15 protein-coding genes and 1 pseudogene are annotated in these 15,360 nt (G+C 69.4%); 8 read left to right on the forward strand and 8 right to left on the reverse strand.

What is annotated here, in order from left to right:
* Window position 1: 1 nt before the first annotated feature.
* The gene (locus tag ACFPIJ_RS10975; protein WP_380114609.1) at window positions 2-940 is read right to left on the reverse strand and encodes a metalloregulator ArsR/SmtB family transcription factor; all 939 of its coding nucleotides are present in this window, start codon (window positions 938-940) and stop codon (window positions 2-4) included.
* Between the two features lie 3 nt (window positions 941-943).
* On the opposite strand from ACFPIJ_RS10975, the gene ACFPIJ_RS10980 reads away from it, so the two are divergent.
* Window positions 944-2,485: an MFS transporter gene (locus ACFPIJ_RS10980; protein WP_380114610.1), complete on the forward strand. Its 1,542-nt coding sequence runs from the start codon at window positions 944-946 to the stop codon at window positions 2,483-2,485.
* Between the two features lie 26 nt (window positions 2,486-2,511).
* The gene (locus tag ACFPIJ_RS10985) at window positions 2,512-2,895 is read left to right on the forward strand and encodes a VOC family protein (protein WP_380114611.1); all 384 of its coding nucleotides are present in this window, start codon (window positions 2,512-2,514) and stop codon (window positions 2,893-2,895) included.
* Between the two features lie 75 nt (window positions 2,896-2,970).
* Here ACFPIJ_RS10985 and ACFPIJ_RS10990 read toward each other — a convergent pair whose 3' ends face one another.
* Window positions 2,971-3,969, reverse strand: coding sequence for an NADP-dependent oxidoreductase (locus tag ACFPIJ_RS10990; RefSeq protein ID WP_380114612.1), 999 nt, complete (start codon window positions 3,967-3,969; stop codon window positions 2,971-2,973).
* A 39-nt stretch (window positions 3,970-4,008) separates the two neighbouring features.
* Between ACFPIJ_RS10990 and ACFPIJ_RS10995 the strand changes: the two genes are divergently transcribed.
* Complete coding sequence (locus ACFPIJ_RS10995; protein ID WP_380114613.1) at window positions 4,009-4,731, forward strand: TetR/AcrR family transcriptional regulator; 723 nt, start codon at window positions 4,009-4,011, stop codon at window positions 4,729-4,731.
* Between the two features lie 477 nt (window positions 4,732-5,208).
* Here ACFPIJ_RS10995 and ACFPIJ_RS11000 read toward each other — a convergent pair whose 3' ends face one another.
* Complete coding sequence (locus ACFPIJ_RS11000; RefSeq protein WP_380114614.1) at window positions 5,209-6,408, reverse strand: hypothetical protein; 1,200 nt, start codon at window positions 6,406-6,408, stop codon at window positions 5,209-5,211.
* Window positions 6,409-6,537: 129 nt separating this feature from the next.
* Here ACFPIJ_RS11000 and ACFPIJ_RS11005 point away from each other — a divergent pair, with 129 nt between their 5' ends.
* Complete coding sequence (locus ACFPIJ_RS11005; RefSeq protein ID WP_380114615.1) at window positions 6,538-7,074, forward strand: GrpB family protein; 537 nt, start codon at window positions 6,538-6,540, stop codon at window positions 7,072-7,074.
* Between the two features lie 73 nt (window positions 7,075-7,147).
* A complete protein-coding gene (locus tag ACFPIJ_RS11010) occupies window positions 7,148-7,342 on the forward strand; it encodes a hypothetical protein (protein ID WP_380114616.1) in 195 nt (64 codons plus the stop codon).
* Window positions 7,343-7,571: 229 nt separating this feature from the next.
* On the opposite strand, the gene ACFPIJ_RS11015 is transcribed toward ACFPIJ_RS11010, so the two are convergent.
* From ACFPIJ_RS11015 to ACFPIJ_RS11030, 4 genes and pseudogenes are all read right to left on the reverse strand, one after another.
* Window positions 7,572-7,781, reverse strand: a complete 210-nt coding sequence (locus ACFPIJ_RS11015) for a hypothetical protein (protein WP_380114617.1) — start codon at window positions 7,779-7,781, stop codon at window positions 7,572-7,574.
* Between the two features lie 496 nt (window positions 7,782-8,277).
* A complete protein-coding gene (locus tag ACFPIJ_RS11020) occupies window positions 8,278-10,509 on the reverse strand; it encodes an Hsp70 family protein (RefSeq protein ID WP_380114618.1) in 2,232 nt (743 codons plus the stop codon).
* Between the two features lie 92 nt (window positions 10,510-10,601).
* Window positions 10,602-11,015 (reverse strand): annotated as a pseudogene (locus ACFPIJ_RS11025) (YdeI/OmpD-associated family protein); the annotation flags it as partial.
* Between the two features lie 307 nt (window positions 11,016-11,322).
* Window positions 11,323-12,351, reverse strand: a complete 1,029-nt coding sequence (locus ACFPIJ_RS11030) for an alcohol dehydrogenase catalytic domain-containing protein (RefSeq protein ID WP_380114619.1) — start codon at window positions 12,349-12,351, stop codon at window positions 11,323-11,325.
* 90 nt (window positions 12,352-12,441) lie between these two features.
* On the opposite strand from ACFPIJ_RS11030, the gene ACFPIJ_RS11035 reads away from it, so the two are divergent.
* The 3 genes from ACFPIJ_RS11035 to ACFPIJ_RS11045 all read left to right on the forward strand — a co-directional run bounded on the left by ACFPIJ_RS11035 (window position 12,442) and on the right by ACFPIJ_RS11045 (window position 14,898).
* Window positions 12,442-12,915: an Lrp/AsnC family transcriptional regulator gene (locus ACFPIJ_RS11035; protein WP_380114620.1), complete on the forward strand. Its 474-nt coding sequence runs from the start codon at window positions 12,442-12,444 to the stop codon at window positions 12,913-12,915.
* Between the two features lie 164 nt (window positions 12,916-13,079).
* Window positions 13,080-13,508 carry a hypothetical protein gene (locus ACFPIJ_RS11040; RefSeq protein WP_380114621.1) on the forward strand — a complete coding sequence of 143 codons (429 nt, stop codon included), beginning with the start codon at window positions 13,080-13,082 and terminating at the stop codon, window positions 13,506-13,508.
* A gap of 181 nt (window positions 13,509-13,689) precedes the next feature.
* Window positions 13,690-14,898: an acyltransferase family protein gene (locus tag ACFPIJ_RS11045; protein ID WP_380114622.1), complete on the forward strand. Its 1,209-nt coding sequence runs from the start codon at window positions 13,690-13,692 to the stop codon at window positions 14,896-14,898.
* Window positions 14,899-14,944: 46 nt separating this feature from the next.
* Here the strand turns inward: ACFPIJ_RS11045 and ACFPIJ_RS11050 are convergent, their stop codons facing one another.
* Window positions 14,945-15,352: a PPOX class F420-dependent oxidoreductase gene (locus ACFPIJ_RS11050; RefSeq protein ID WP_380114623.1), complete on the reverse strand. Its 408-nt coding sequence runs from the start codon at window positions 15,350-15,352 to the stop codon at window positions 14,945-14,947.
* Window positions 15,353-15,360 lie beyond the last annotated feature (8 nt).

Here is a 15,360-nt window from a genome sequence, read left to right on the forward strand (position 1 = left end):
GTCAGGGGCTTCTCGGGAGCTTTTCGGTGACCGTGGCGGCCAGCTCGTGCATGAGTGCGGTGAGCCAGCCGTTCGTGCCGCTCTCGCGCCACTCGGGCTGCTCATGGCCGTCGAGGTAGGTGTCCTGCTCGGTGAGCAGCAGCGTCGTGCCGCCGTCGGCGGGCTGGAACTGCACGGTGGTGACCGAGATGGTCACCGGGTTCTGCTCGACCAGCAGGGCCGAGGAGTAGACGATGCGCTCCGCGGGCACTATGTCGTGATAGCGCGATTCGAAGGTCAGCGGCTTGCCCTCGGGATTCTTCCCGCGGGTCACTTCCACGCCGCCGGGACGGAAATCGAGTTGGTGGTGCTCGGCATTCGCCCCGGCGAACCAGCGCGCCTTGGCCCGCGGGTCGGCCCAGGCGGCGAACACCCGGTCCGGGGCAGCGGGATACGTCCGCTCGATGGAGAACGACGAGACGAGCACGGATCGATCGGTCATGTCAGACCTCCCAGCGCGATCGGATGGTGCGGGTGTGGAGAGCAGCAGGTCGAGACGATCCAGCCGGTGCTCCCAGACCGTGCGCTGACCGGAGAGCCAGGCCTCGGCGCGCCGCAACGCGGTGACGTCGATCCGGCAGGTGCGGACCCGGCCGACCTTCTCGGTTGTCACCAGTCCGCTGTCGATCAGAACCTGCAGGTGCTGCATCACCGCGGACAACGTCATGTCGAACGGCCGGGCGAGGCTGCTGACGCTGGCCGGACCACGGATCAGGATCTCCACCAGTCCCCGGCGGGTCGGGTCCGAGATCGCCTGGAACACCTGGTCCAGCGACGGCTCGGGAGCGCTGGTCACACGTTCGAGGGTAGGTCCGGTTGCACCAATAGTCAAGTAAGTGCTTAAGTATTGGGGTACGGGTGCGCAGAGCAGGTTGATCCGACCGAGCAGATTGCGAGGCACCTCATGAACGATCACGAGACCGCCGACCGGCGGAAATGGCTCGGGCTGGCGGTGCTGGCGCTGCCCGCGCTGCTGCTGGCCATCGATCTGAGCGTGCTGAGCCTCGCGCTCCCGCGGCTCAGCGAGGACCTCTCCGCGACCAGCACCGAGCAGCTGTGGATCAGCGACATCTACGGCTTCCTGGTCTCCGGGTTCCTCATCACCGCCGGCCGGCTGGGCGACCGGATCGGCCGCCGCAAGCTGCTGTTCATCGGCGCGTTCGGCTTCGCCGTCGCCTCGGCGCTGGCCGCGTTCTCCACGACGGTCTGGATGCTGATCGCGGCACGGGCGCTGATGGGCGTCGCCGGGGCGACCCTGGCACCGTCGACGCTGGCCCTGATCAGCAACATCTTCACCGACACGAAGCAGCGCGCGGTCGGCGTGGCGGTGTATGTCAGCTGCTTCATGGGCGGCGCCGCGTTCGGGCCCGTGGTCGGCGGCCTCATGCTGCAGTCGTTCTGGTGGGGCTCGGTGTTCCTGCTCGGCGTGCCGGTCATGGTGCTGCTGCTGATCGCCGGACCGTTCCTGCTGCCGGAGTTCCGCGACGAGCACGCCAGCACCCTGGATCCGCTCAGCGTGGTGCTCTCGCTCGGCGCGGTGCTGCCGATCATCTACGGCATCAAGGAATCCGTGCGCGTGGGACTCTCCGTCGTGCCGATGCTGTCCATTGTGGTCGGTGTGGTCCTGGGCGCGTTGTTCATCCGCCGGCAGGGCCGGCTGTCCGACCCGCTGCTGGATCTCACGCTGTTCCGTAAGCCCGCGTTCAGCGCGGCCCTGGTGGTCCTGCTGTTCGCGGTCGGCACCCAGGGCGGCGTCATGCTGCTGACCAACCTGGACCTGCAGGTCGTGCAGGGGCTCAGCCCCCTGTCGGCCGGGCTGTGGGGCATCGCGCCCGCGATGGGCATGGTCGTGGGGTCGATGGCCGCGCCGGCACTGGCCCAGAAGGTGCAGCCGGGCACCGTGATCACCGCGGGCCTGATCATCGCCGCGGCCGGCTACGCCACCATGACCCAGACCCCCGTCAACGGCCTGGGGCTGCTGATCGGCGGCGCCACGGTCGTGTTCTTCGGCATCGGCCTGGTCGGCGCGCTGGCCAACAACGTCGTCCTCGGCGCGGTGCCGCCCGAGCGGGCCGGCTCCGCCGCCGCGATCGTGCAGACCAGCGGAGACCTGGGCATCGCGCTCGGGATCGCGGTGCTCGGCAGCGTCGGGACCGGCTGGTATGCCCGGCAGCTGACCACCGGCGGCGACGTGCCGGCCGAGGCGCTGGACAAGGCGCGCACCAGCATCACCGACGCCGCCGTCGTGGCCGGGAGCCTGCCGGATCCGGCCGGCCGCACGCTGATGGAGGCCGCGCGGGTCGCCTTCACCGACGGCCTGCACCTGACCGCGCTCGTGAGTGCGGTGCTGGTGCTCGGCCTGGCCGTGCTGGCCGCGCTGGCCCTGCGCGAGCGCGCCACCGCCCCCGATGCGCCCGCCGAGAAGCGTTCAACGCTGAGTCATTAGGGAACCACCGAGGAATGGAGCACACCATGTTGGGCAAGAGTCCCGCGAAGGCCACCTACTCGGTCTTCGACATCGCGCAGGCGAAGAAGTTCTACGGCGAGACCCTCGGCCTCGACGTGACCGAGGAGTACAACGGCGGGCTGCTGCGGATGAACCTCGCCGGCGGCGTGGAGGTCATGCTGTACGGCAAGGAGGACCATACGCCCGCGTCCTTCACGGTGCTCACCTTCACCGTCGAGGACATCCGGGCCCTGGTGACCGAGCTGGTCGCGCGCGGCGTCCGGTTCGAGCGCCCCGACGGGCTGGAGCTGGACGACCAGTCGATCCACCACGCGCCGGGGCACTACGCGGCCTGGTTCAACGACCCGTCCGGCAACACCCTGTCCATCACCCAGGAGACCGACGACTGAGCGCCTGCGCCGGCCGGTGATCGCGCCGCTGCTGCCGGAGGCTGGGAAGCGTTCGGGCCGGCGGCGGGATCACCGTCAGGTGATCGACGGGATGGTGACGACGAGTTTGCCGCGCACGTGGGTGTCCACCAGGTCGGAGTAGGCCTGGGGTGCCCGTGCCAGGGGGTACCGTCGACTGATCGTGCAGGGCAATACCTCGTCCAAGGCATACCTGGCGAGTTGTTCGAGGTTGCCGGGGCGGGCGGCACAGTAGACCGTTTCAACGGTCAGGTCCGCCCCGCCGAAAGCAGAGAGCTCGGGGCTGGGGAAGGCGGCGTTCAGTAGCTGCCCTCCGGGGCGGAGCACCCGGCTTGCCTGGACCAGGGCCGGGCCGGGCAGAACGAGGTTGATCAGCGTGTCGACGCCGTCCGGGTGGCGCCGCAGGGTCTCGGCCACCGTGTCCACAGCGCGGTAGTCGATCACTTCGGTGGCGCCCAACTCGCGCACGTAACGCTCGTCCTCGGCGATCGCCGTCGCGATCACGTGCGCACCGGCGGCCGCCAGCAATGGGACCACCGCACCGCCGACCCCGCCCGCCGCGCCCAGCACCAGCGTCGTCCGGTCAGCCGGGTCGTAGCCTTCGGCGCCCAGCAGGGCCAGCGCGGTCAGTCCGGCGATCGGCAGCGCTGCGGCATGTTCCGCGTCGAGCTTCTCCGGACGCCGTGCGATGGCCGGTGTGTCCGCCTCGAAGACGGCGTACTCGGCCATCGTTCCGGTTGTGAGCGACGGCGGCGTGGACAGTCTCGTCGCCATCTGTCCGGTCGCACGCGGTAGCGCGACGCCGAACACCTGCTCGCCCACCGCATACCGGGTGACGCCCGAGCCGACCTCGGTCACCACGCCGGCGAAGTCGCTGCCGAGCACATACGGGAACTCCAGCGGGGTCAGGTCCCGCAGCACTCCGCTGAGAGTCCGCAGGTCGGCAGGGTTGAGCGCGGTCGCGAGAATCCGCACCTGGATCTGGCCGGGGCCGGGCCGGGGCACCGGAATCTCTTCGACTGCCAGCACATCGGGGCCGCCGTAGCTGCGGGCCACTACTGCCTTCATCGCTCGCCTCCTGCATAACTTGACCGTGTGGTCATCTTGGCGTCGAACCATAACACCGAACATGACCGAGCGGTCAAGTTGAGCTATGGTGGGCAGATGCCCCGCGCCGACGCCGCCCGCAACCGGCGGTCCCTACTGGACGCCGCGTCGGCCGAACTCGCCGCGCACGGCCTGGATGTCTCGATCGCTCGAATCGCGGCACGCGCCGGCGTCGCGAAGGGCACCGTGTTCAACCACTTCCCCTCGAAGGAAGACCTGGTCGCGGAGATCTTTGGAGACCGGGTCGCCGGCCTTGTCGCGTTGGGTGAGGGCTTGCGTGACGCGGTCGACCCCGGGTCCGCGTTGCTGCAGTTCATGACCGCCGGTATCGAGCTGCACGCCAACGACCGCTCGCTCTGCGAAGCCGCCGCCTCGATCTCGCGCGCCGACCCTCGGGTGCGCGAGGCCAGCGAGGGCCTGGCGCAGGTGGCCGAGGACCTGACCGGGCGGGCCCGGCGGGCCGGCGTGATCCGGGCCGACGTGACGGGCCACGATATCGTGCTGCTGTTCAATGCCGCAGCGCAGGCCGCCGCACCGCTCGGCGACACGGTGCCCGGCCTGTGGCGGCGTTACCTGCACCTGATCTTCGACGGGTTACGCCCGGAGGCCGCGCACCAGTTGCCGGTCGCCGCCCCTACGACCGAAGATTTCAACACCGCTGCTCAAAACGCCCGGGCGAACACGCTCGACCAACGCAATCGTCACCGTTGAATCTCGTGGGCAGCCTCGATGGAGGACTCGGGGCAGGTCGTGGCCGACTGCGCGGCTGTGGCCTACGACTCGGTGTCGTCGCTGCGTGCCGCCGCGGCGCCTGCGTACTGAGCGTCGGCTGCCACCGCGATCTGCCGGATCTGGGCGGCTTGGTGCATACCGTCTGTGCCGCGCGAATCGCCACCCTGGCCAGCCATATGGGGGTCTCCGCGCCGGCCGGGCCCTCTCTATCAAAAGCGGGGAACCTCATGATGCCCACAACTGGGTCTACGACGGCGCAGCCTGCTCGCAGGCCTGATCCCATCGCGGTCCGGGCAGGGCGGAAAATCTCCTACCCGCTCCTGTCCTGGCAGGGGCCGGGTGGTTACCGCGTCCGGCTGCACGCCCGAGGCCGCGATGCCGCATACGACCTGACGCCGGCGACGCCCAGCGAGCACCATCTCAGCGGGCCAGCGCCGGCCTGCGGTCCGGACCGTCTCAGCCCCGGCCGGCCGTGGACGCCGGGGTGACACGGCAGAGGTGCGGCGGGACGCCGGTCACGGCCAGGGACTCGTCGAGCAGCGCGGTCCACAGCGGGCGCCAGCGTTCGGTGCGGGCGGCCGTCTCCTCGCGCAGCAGCGCCAGGCTGACGGTGGGGTAGGACGGCTGCCACCAGCCGGGAGCGTGGTCGTAGGCCCGCTGCACCGCTGCGTCCGGTCCGGTGACGTCGACGCGCAGGTAGAGCCAGCGCCCCGAGTCGGGGGCGGCGTCGGCCTCGCGGAGCGCCGGCACGAGGTCGGCGAGCGGGCCGGTGACCTGCAGGCCGGACTCGGTGCGAAACGCCGTGCGGTACTGCGGGCCCCACTGCACGGTCAGGACGTCGACGCCGTCGGAGCGCAGCTGTGCCGCGAGGTCCCGCAGCGCGTCGCCGTCGGTCGCCGGCCGGGGCTGTTCCGGCGCGTCGCGCATGACCCGCTCGACGAGGCCGGCCTGCTGGTCGGGGCCGTTGAACGGCACCGTGCGCCCGGCCGGTTCGCCGTCGCCGGCAGGGTGTTCGGGCCAGGTGCTGCCCGGTGTCAGCCCGGCCCGGGCCGCCGCCGCGAGGGCGGTGTCCGGGTCGATCGCCGGTTCGCGCGTGGACGTGCGGGCCTGTTCCACGGCGGCGAACAGGGCCAGGCCGGCGGTGCGGTCCCGGGCCGCGGCGCGCAGGCGGGCCAGCAGCTGCTGGCGGCCGGCCGGGTCGGTGGTGAGCTGCTCGGCCGCCTCGGCGAGCGCCCTCACCGAGTCCTCGAGCAGGAACGGGCATCCGTCTTCACGCAGTTCCGCCGGGTACGGGGCGCGGCTCCACTCGGTGCCGTCCCACCAGTACACGAAGCCGACCGGTTCGGCGCCCGCGAGCAGTGCCTGGAGCCAGGACCACGGCAGCCACGCCGGGCCGCCCGCGAGCAGGTCGACCGGTTCCCGGCACATCTCGATCTCGCTGTTGTCGAGGTCCAGTCCGTAGAGCACCGCTCGGCCGCCGGTCACGGGCAGCAGCCCCCACCAGCCGTTGCCGATGTCGCGCATCCGCAGCCCGTCGGCGGTGACGTCGTAACCCGGCAGGCTGCTCGACGGCCGGTCGGCGGTCAGGGCGGCCAGCAGGGCCGGCTCGGCCCACAGGTCGCGCGGGTCCGGCAGGTCAGTTACGGGCACGGTCATCGTTGATTCCCCCGTCCGGTCGTGTGCGTGACCGCCGCGAGTGTACGGCGACGATGCCGGCGGCACGGGTCCATGCGGCCGGCCGAATCGCCTCGGGTCGTCCATCGGTGATGTGGCAGCCTGGCATGTATGCCGATCACCGTGGTGGCGTACGACCCGGACTGGCCGTCGCGCTTCAGGCGGGAACGTGCCGTGTTGGAGGAGGTGCTGGCTCCTTGGCTGGCAGGTGGGGTACACCACGTCGGTTCGACGGCCGTGCCGGGTCTGGCGGCCAAGCCCATCATCGACATCGTGGCAGGCGTCCAGGACCTGGCCGGCGCGGCGCCGGCTATCGAGGTGCTGGCTGAGCACGGATACGTGCACGCACCGCACCGCCCACGGGCCTACTGGTTCTACCGAACGGCGACGCGCTCAGCCGAGCACACCCACCACCTGCACCTGACCGAACCTGGCAGCGACCTGTGGCGCGAGCGGCTCGCCTTCCGTGACGCACTGCGCGGTGACCCCGCACTTCGCCAGGAGTACCAGGCGCTGAAGCTCGGCTTGGCGGAATCACACGACAGCGTGGACGGCTACACCGCGGACAAACGGGCCTTCGTTGCACGGGTGCTCGCCTCCGCCGGCATCACGCTGGCCCCCTTCGTCCGGCGCAGCCAGACGTCGTAGGGCCGGGCCCGCGCGGTGAGCAACTCGCACCGCAGGTGAGGTGGGGCCGGAGCCCGCCGCGGTAGGATGCCGTATGTATCCGATGCTGCCGATGCGCGTCGTCGTGACGATCGTCCGGTGTGTGCTGGCAGTGTTTGGTGGTCTCGGGACTGTCGGCGCTGCCGTGCTGACGGTGCCGACCTGGCGGGCGGCGCACGGTTACGGAACCACCGGCACCTTCACCCTGACCGATCCGATCTCGTGCGACCGGTGGTCGCCGCCGCGGTAACGCTTCGGCTGGTTCGGCGACTTCGTCAGCGACGACGGCACGGTGGTGCGGCACCGGATGGAGCTGGACGGGGGACTTCCGCAGGGCGCGACCGCCGGGGAGTCCATCCGGGCCCGCGACGCCGGAAGCCTTGCAGTGATCTACCCGGCGACCGGCAGCCAAGAGTGGAAACCGTACGCGACGTTCCTCGCCGGGTCCGCCGCCGCGTTCATCACCGGCCTCGCCCTGCTCAGGCCGTGGTCATGGCGGCGCCGATGGCGGCAACGGCGCGCGGCTGCGGGTCGGGGCGCAGTCGGCGTACCACTGCGGTGATGCACCTGGAGCCGTCGGTGGCGAGCTGCGCCGACGCCGGATCGCGGGCCGGAACGCCCAGCTGCCGGAGCGCCTCGGCGAGGGGGTCATTGACTCCGGTCCAGGTCTGACAAGCGCGGTCGATCACACAAATGTCTACTGTGGACAGCAGGCAGGCCGCAATCCACTGTTTCCAGCCGTTGGTGTCGCCGTCGGCTTCGGTGGTGGACCAGTAGGCGCCCTCGTACGTGGATGCGAACGGGTACTCGTCGCAGTTGAGGTTGGGTGTGTCGGCGCCGTCGCCCCAGACGTCGACGCATACCTTCTTCGCTCTGTCTCGATCCTGTCCGTGCCGGTCATGCGGCGCAGCGGTCGCTGCTTGCTGCGGGCGGTGCGACCCTCACCGGTGGTGGCCAGCCACTCGTCCCGGGCCCGGCGGGCAGCGGCCTGCGACGGGGTAGCCACCCCGGCGGGCGCGTTCCGGACGGCCGAGCAGGTTCGCGGCGGAGCAGTGGAAGTACCAGCTGCCATGTCCGCATTCCGTGAGGCCCAGGCATCGTCCCCCCGCACGCTGGCCTCCGACCATGAGACGTCAGGCAGGGCCCACGAACGGCCCCGACGGAGTCAGATCTGGGCATGATGTGCTACCCACGAGACGGTTCGGCTCGTGGTGGAACGAACGAAGCGAGGACGGCAAACAGGAGCGGCGCGACTGTTACCCACGGCGACAGTTCAAGGTCGTTCAAGTCGAACCAGTAGAGGTATCCGCTGCCCTCACCGGCGACGAGTGCGTAGCCGGCCAGGACGAACGCCCGGGCCGGATTCACCCATCGCTGATGGTCACCGGCTTCGCCAGTAATGGCAAGATCCGCCATCACTGCGATAAGTACGAAACTCGCAAGGACGAAGGCCCATGATGTCGCGAGACTGTCGCTCGCCGAAAACACGCTCATTTTGCCGTTGTCGACGCCACCACGGAACCACAGGATCACGACGTTGGCGACCGCCAGCGCGACGGCGGCCGCAGCAAGTACGCGTTTGGCGGCTCGCCGCCCCGTGTCCGCCGCCGACCAGACGAGTCCGGTCCCGAACAGGGCCGACCTGGGCCGCCCCGCCCAGGGCGTCAGGACCAGAAGCCAGACACCGGCAATCGCCAAGAATACGACCGGTCTGCTGATGATGATCGCTCTCGCTCCGGATCTGATGTCCTCTTGGGACCAAACGTCAACGATTTCGGAGAGCGAGTTCTGGTCCATCGGGAGGGAGAAGCAGCCGATTGTGAACGCGAGGCCGGAAACGAACGCCACGAGACGGGCAGTCAGTCGTCGCCGCACGTCTGTTGTCCAGCTGAGTCCGAGGACCGTCGCGACGAGGACGACCGCGCCGAGGAGCCCGGGCCACAAGCTCATAGCGACCATGGTGAGCGAGAAAGGCGGGTCTTGGGCCGGTTCGTACGATGCCCAGGGAAGCGCGAGCCCGAGGATCAGCGAGACAGTCCCCAGTCGGGCCAGCCATCCGGCGAGGGTCGGCGACTGCCAGCGGACAGGACGCACCGTCTGTTCGGCAATGTCGGCGGTGTCAGGTGGTGCGGCAGCCGCGCTTGCCCTGTCCGCGCTCCTGGGGCCCGTCGGCGGCTCCGCCGCGCCGGTGTCCGGCTCGGCCCGCGAAGGCGCTGGTTGTCGAGTGCCGGCGAAGTCCACGGGCGGGGCACTGGTCGGCATCGCGACGCCAGCAGGGCTGAGCGCCGGGTGTTGGGGCTGCGATGCCACGGTTGCGGGCGCCAGCGGGATATCGGCTCGCCGGCCACCGAGTTGCTCGCCGACCACGGCACCTTGTGCGACGACGAGTTCCGGCTGGGCAAGGACGGTAGGTGCGACGCCGAGAGCGCGGTGAAGCATGGTCGCGGCGAGTGGCACGCGGCTGGATCCGCCCACCAGAAAGACCCCCACAATGTCCTGTTGCTGAAGCTTCGACCAGCGGACTACGCCCTGCGTCACCCGTATCGTCTGCTCCAGCATTGGCCGGATCAGATCTTCGAACTCTTCACGGGTCACGTGCGTTTCGGTCTCGACCAGCGGAACCAGCACATCGGCAGACGGGTGAGAAGACAGTCGCTCCTTCGCGCCACGCACGTCGTCCCAGAGCTGGTGTCGATAGCGCAACTGCTCCGCCGTGACGGGATGAGTCAGGCGTGCCCAAGCGGTCGTGTCGACTTTTTCGGCCATTTCGCCGATTCGGGTGATCAGGGCCGCATCGAGGTCAAGTCCGCCGAGGTCAGCGCGTCCGTCAGTCGCGAGTACCGTGAACCCGTCCGATGTTCTGGCCACCACGCTGGCGTCGAAGGTGCCGGCACCGAAGTCGTAGACCACGACAGCTGACCCGGTCGGAACCGGATGCTGTCCCGGTCCGGCGAAGTACCAGGCCGCTGCGACCGGCTCCTCGACGAGCTTGACCTCGCCGAGACCTGCCTGTTCCGCCGCGTCAAGCAGCACGAGACGCCGTGTCGCTCCCCACGCCGCCGGACAGGTCAGCACCACCTGCGACCACAGCCCGCCGGCAATTCGAGTCGCCTCCGCCGCGACCCGTGACAGGGTGGCTGCGATCAGGTCCCTGACTGGCACCTCCCGGTCACCCAGCAGCAGGACCTGCTCGTCGACTCGCCGTTTGGCACTCGGCTCATACCTTGCCGGGTCCAGCCGCGCTCGCCGCACGGCATCGCGGCCGACGCTGAGGGTCCCATCGCGTTCTGCGAACACCGCAGACGGCAACAACGGGGACCCATCGAAGAGCACCTGCCGTGATCCGGACTTGTCAACGATGACGGCTACCGTGTTCGACGAGCCGTAGTCCACACTGAGCTGCAGGTCCGGAGGCATCGGGCAAGCCTAACGACGGCAGCCGTGCGCAGGAATGGTGCGTCGTGACGGCAAATCTTGTACATCCGGGCAGCCGTAACGGATCGTCGACGTCAGGAAGGTGTCGACTGCGGCGGGTTTGCCGGCCTGGCCTTCTGCGGGTAGACCGTCTCGTGCCGGGCCAGCATCGCACCGAACTCGCTGATCTTTCGTTCGCGCGTCTGAGCCCGTTTGACGGCATTGATCCGGTGAATGAGAGCGAAGCGGTTGGTCTTGGTGAGCACGTCGAACATGCCCTGGTCGGCAGGGTCGGCGGCGATCGCGGCGATGAGGTCGGCCGGCACCTCAGCTTCCGAGGGGGGAGCGTAGGCGAGCACCCACCGCCCGTCTGCTTTCGCGGCTTCCACCGCGGCGCGGCCCGGGGGCAGCATCCGTCCCTGCGCCTCCAGCCGGGCCACATGGGCGACGTTGCGCTGCGACCACGAACTGCGGGCGGTGCACGGGGTGAACCGGATCCACGAGATGTCCTGATCCCCCTCACGGTTCGCTGTCGTCGAGCCTCTCCGCGAGATCACCTGGACAGGCACCGCGATGGGTTCGCGCGCCATCCACCGGCACCTCATCACACCCCGCGAAGACGGAGCTTCCCTTTTGCAGACCGAGGAGTCCATGTCCGGCACCCTCCTCGGCCTCTTCTACAGCAGCACGAAGCTGCACGCCGAGCTCATCCGCTGGCTCACCTCGATCAGAACCGCCGCAGAGCGAACACGTGGGCGTGCGTGACCAAGCCTGGTGTGGACGTCTCGACTCGAGCGGTGCGTGCGCCGCCCCGGTTCACCTGATGCGTGTGTCTGTGGTGACGACGGCCTTGATGGCGCGGCGTTGGTCCATGGCGTGGTAAGCGGTCGCGATGTTGTCGAGTGGCACTTCGTAGTCGAGGAGTGGTGATGGGTCAAGGGTGCCGGCCAGTACCTCGCTGATCAATGGTTCGAGGTAGCGGCGGACCGGGGTGACGCCGGGGCGCAGCGTGATGTTGTGTCGAAACAGGCGGTACAGGTCGACCGCGTTGATGCCGTTCGGTACGCCCACCGAGGCGATCGTGCCGCCGGGGCGGATGACGGTGAGCGCGTCGTCGATCGCCGTTTGGGTGCCGGCGCACTCCGCGACGTGGGTGACCCCGCCACGGGTCTGCTCAAGCAGGTCGGTGGGATCGCGCATGATGTCGGTGGCGCCCAATCGGGAGGCAAGCGCCGTGCGGTCATCGTGACGGCCGAGCAGCACAATGCGTTCGGCTCCCGCGCGGCGGGCGGCAAGCACGGCGCTGAGGCCGACCGCGCCGTCGCCGATCACCGCGACAGTATCGCCGGGCCGTACACCGGACAGGGTGATGGCGTGCACACCGGTGGCCATGACGTCGGTCAGTGGGAGCAGCCGGCGCAGCTGTCCGGGATCGTGGTCGGCGTGGACCGCGACGAGGGTGGCGTCGGCGTACGGCACCCGGACGGCTTCGGCCTGGCCGCCGTCGTTGGCGCCGCCCCAGAAGCCGCCCCGGGGGCAAGAAGTGAACAGGCCGCGGCGGCAGTGGGCGCAGGTGCCGTCGGCGAACGCGAACGGGGCCAGGACCAGGTCGCCGGGACGGATGGTGGTGACGGCGGTACCGGTGTCGGCGACGATGCCCAGCCACTCGTGGCCCATCCGGTCGCCGGGGATGAACCGCTCCGCGCCCCGGTAGGGCCACAGATCGGAGCCGCACACCGCGGCCAGTGCCACCTGGACCACGGCGTCGGTCGGCTCGCTGATCACGGGGTCGGCGACATCGACGACGCTGACGGTGCCGACGGCGTTCAGGACGGTTGCTTTCATGGCCGAGACGGTATGCGGCCGGTTCGGGTCGAGCCATTACATTGTGTCGGCAGTTGGGGTGTGTTGTTGACGTTTGGGAGGTGGTTGGTCATGTCTGCCGTCGTTGTGTCGACGGATGCCGTTGACCTGCGGATCGTGCGAGAGCTGGCCGCCGACGCGCGGATCAGCATGATCGAGCTCGGCCGCCGGGTCGCGCTGAGTCGGCCCGCCGTCACGGAGCGGGTGCGGCGCCTGGAAGAAGCCGGGGTCATCAACGGCTACACGGCTCGGGTCGACCTGGCCCGGCTCGGTCTTGGCCTGCGGGCGCACGTGGCCTTACGGCCCCGGCACCGCACCGTAAAAGGCCCAGCATGGCTGCGTGAGCAGCTGCTCAGGATCGGGCACGTGCTGTCATGCGCGCACGTCACCGGCGACAACTGCTACGCACTGATCATCGCGGTCCGTGACGCGGCACAGTTGGAGAATGTCATCGAACAGCTCAGTGAGATCGGCGACACCACCACCGCAGTGGTCCTGTCCGAGCCCCTGACCTCCGAGGACACCGACCCCACCAACTGGCTGTGAGCCAGGTGCCCGCTCATCGGCAGAGTCGGGTGGGGCGAGAACATCTTCGGCCTGATCCAAGTCAACAGATAGTGATGGGTCTCCTGCGGCCATGTGCCCCACGGCGGTGGAAGCGGATGTTGTATGAGCTCCCTCGGTAAGGTCGTGATCATTATTCTTGCGGGGTGTCCCACACTCTCGAGGAGCTGTTGCGTTCACTCGCCGCTGCGGGTCGAGGCGTGGACGTGTCGTCACTGGTCGATGACATCGAGGCGCTCGTCGAGGACGATCCGGCGGGCAGCCGCACCGCCGTCTGGTCCTTTACCGGTGACGAAGTGATACGGCTGCGGCTGGTCGGCTTCCTCGGAGATCCGCGCGACGCCGACGTTCTCGCGGCGGGCCTCGCCGGTCCGCAGTTGCGGCGCACAGCATTGGAGGGCCTCACGAACCAACCGGACGTCGAGCGGGTCGACGCTGTGGCCAGGTCGCTGCTTGACGATGCTGACCCGATGGTCCGTAGCCGACCGCTGGATGCCGACCAATCGCGACTCCGCATCACGAGCGCCCAGCGGCATGTCCGGACGTCGAACCTTTGCCGTCAGCGGGCCGGCTGACGATCGGGTACTACCTGCGGCGCGGTCGGTAGCTACACGGCACTGGTGTCGACCGTGGGCGGGCACATACAGATGAACCGACAACCCGCAGCTGCAGAGTCCGCACGCTGGGATACGCCGGCCACCTCCGGCCCAGGTCAGGATCAGGTGAGCATTCACCTCACCTGGGCTGGAGGCGGCCATGGTTACCGCAAGAGTCGACGACCTGGATGTGCCGACCGATCGCAAGGACGCCAAGGTCCTCGCGAGGATACCCGCGCTGACCGGGCTGCGATGGTGGGCCGCGCTGGGCGTCTTCCTCTATCACGCCGTGACACTGCCCGGCATCTTCGCGCCGTCGGCCACCATGAAGCCGATCCAGTTCATCCTCGCCCCGGCCGGCAGCCTGGGCGTGTCGTTCTTCTTCGTCCTCAGTGGATTCGTGCTGACCTGGTCGGCCCGGCCGAAGGACACGGCGGTGTCGTTCTGGCGGCGCCGCGCGGTCCGTATCTATCCGAACCACTGGGCCGGTCTCCTGCTGGCCGTCGGCGTGATGGTGCTGGTCAGCGACTACACCCAGTTGCACGACGTCGTGCGGGTCGTGCTGCTCGTCCAGACCTGGACGCCGAGCTTCATCGTCGCCACCGGCGTCAACGGGGTCAGCTGGACGCTCGCCTGCGAGATGTTCTTCTACCTCTGCTTCCCGCTGCTCGTCCTGCTGATCCGTAGGATCGCACCGGCGCGGCTGTACTACTGGGCGGCCGGCATCGTCGCCGTCGTCTTCCTCTTCCCGGTGCTCACGTCGCTGCTGCCGGCCCAGCCGGTGATGCCCTACGGGCCGCCGGTCTCCGAGGCCGCCTCCTGGTTCGTCGAACGGTTCCCGGTGACCCGGATGGCCGAGTTCGCCCTGGGCATCGTGCTGGCCCGCATTGTCCTGGCCGGCCGTTGGTTCCGGCTCCCGTCGTGGGTCGCCTGGGCGGTCCTGGCCGCCGGCTATGTCGTCGCGATGTACAACCAGGGCAACCTGTACGGCCGGATCGCGATCACGCTGATTCCGGTCGCGGTGCTCGTGGCCAACGCCGCCACGTCCGACGTTGCCGGACGGCCCTCGCTGGCCAGCCGCCCGACGCTGGTGTTCCTGGGCAACATCTCGTTCGCGTTCTACATCGTGCATCTGACCGTGCTCAGCAACATCGGCAGGCTGTTCCCCGCCGCCCGGACCACCGCGATCGGGTTCGGCATCATGGTGCTCGCCCTGGTCGTCGCCTTCGCGCTCGCGTGGCTGCTGCATGTGGCGATCGAGAAGCCCGTGTACCGCCGGTTCGCCACGAGCCGGGCCGAACGCAATGCAGCCCCGGACGTTCCCTCGGAAGACCGCGACACCCGCCGGACGGGTACACCGGTCAACTGACCCAACAAAGCCGCCGTCCGGGAATCCCGGACGGCGGCGCAGGCTGTCATGCCGAGTAGCCGAGCACCCGGTCGGGCGTCAGCCGGATCACCACCCGGACGATCTCCGGCGGCAGCTGCCGGTATTCCTCGCCCGCGCCCGGTCCGTCGTACTTCTCGGCGAGCTGGGCCGCGACGCTGCGGTCGACGTCCTCGGTGATGCTGGCCCGGCCGCGGACCTCGATGTACCGCAACGCGTCGTTCCGGTCGATCACGGTGAGGCTCGCCCGGGGATCCCGCCGCAGGTTCTTCTCCTTGCGCCGGCCGGCCTGCGTCGAGACCAGCAGGTCGTCGCCGTCCCGCAGGACCCAGACGACCGAGGTCTGCGGGCCGCCGTCCGGGTTGACGGTCCCCAGCACCGCGATGTTCGGGCCGTCGACGAGCTCTCGGGCGTTGGCACTCAGCGTCACGGTCATCGCGCGAG

The sequence above is a fragment of the Dactylosporangium cerinum genome (assembly GCF_042653625.1).
GTDB classification, from domain to species: Bacteria; Actinomycetota; Actinomycetes; order Mycobacteriales; family Micromonosporaceae; genus Dactylosporangium; species Dactylosporangium cerinum.

Excerpts from the sequence above, each read along its gene's own strand:
- ACFPIJ_RS10980 (WP_380114610.1), top strand. The coding sequence starts at position 944 with ATGAACGATCACGAGACCGCCGACCGGCGGAAATGGCTCGGGCTGGCG.
- ACFPIJ_RS11045 (WP_380114622.1), top strand. The coding sequence starts at position 13,690 with ATGGTTACCGCAAGAGTCGACGACCTGGATGTGCCGACCGATCGCAAG.
- ACFPIJ_RS11035 (WP_380114620.1), top strand. The coding sequence starts at position 12,442 with ATGTCTGCCGTCGTTGTGTCGACGGATGCCGTTGACCTGCGGATCGTG.
- ACFPIJ_RS11010 (WP_380114616.1), top strand. The coding sequence starts at position 7,148 with ATGTATCCGATGCTGCCGATGCGCGTCGTCGTGACGATCGTCCGGTGT.
- ACFPIJ_RS11005 (WP_380114615.1), top strand. The coding sequence starts at position 6,538 with ATGCCGATCACCGTGGTGGCGTACGACCCGGACTGGCCGTCGCGCTTC.
- ACFPIJ_RS11020 (WP_380114618.1), bottom strand. The coding sequence starts at position 10,509 with ATGCCTCCGGACCTGCAGCTCAGTGTGGACTACGGCTCGTCGAACACG.
- ACFPIJ_RS11030 (WP_380114619.1), bottom strand. The coding sequence starts at position 12,351 with ATGAAAGCAACCGTCCTGAACGCCGTCGGCACCGTCAGCGTCGTCGAT.
- ACFPIJ_RS11050 (WP_380114623.1), bottom strand. The coding sequence starts at position 15,352 with ATGACCGTGACGCTGAGTGCCAACGCCCGAGAGCTCGTCGACGGCCCG.
- ACFPIJ_RS10985 (WP_380114611.1), top strand. The coding sequence starts at position 2,512 with ATGTTGGGCAAGAGTCCCGCGAAGGCCACCTACTCGGTCTTCGACATC.
- ACFPIJ_RS11000 (WP_380114614.1), bottom strand. The coding sequence starts at position 6,408 with ATGACCGTGCCCGTAACTGACCTGCCGGACCCGCGCGACCTGTGGGCC.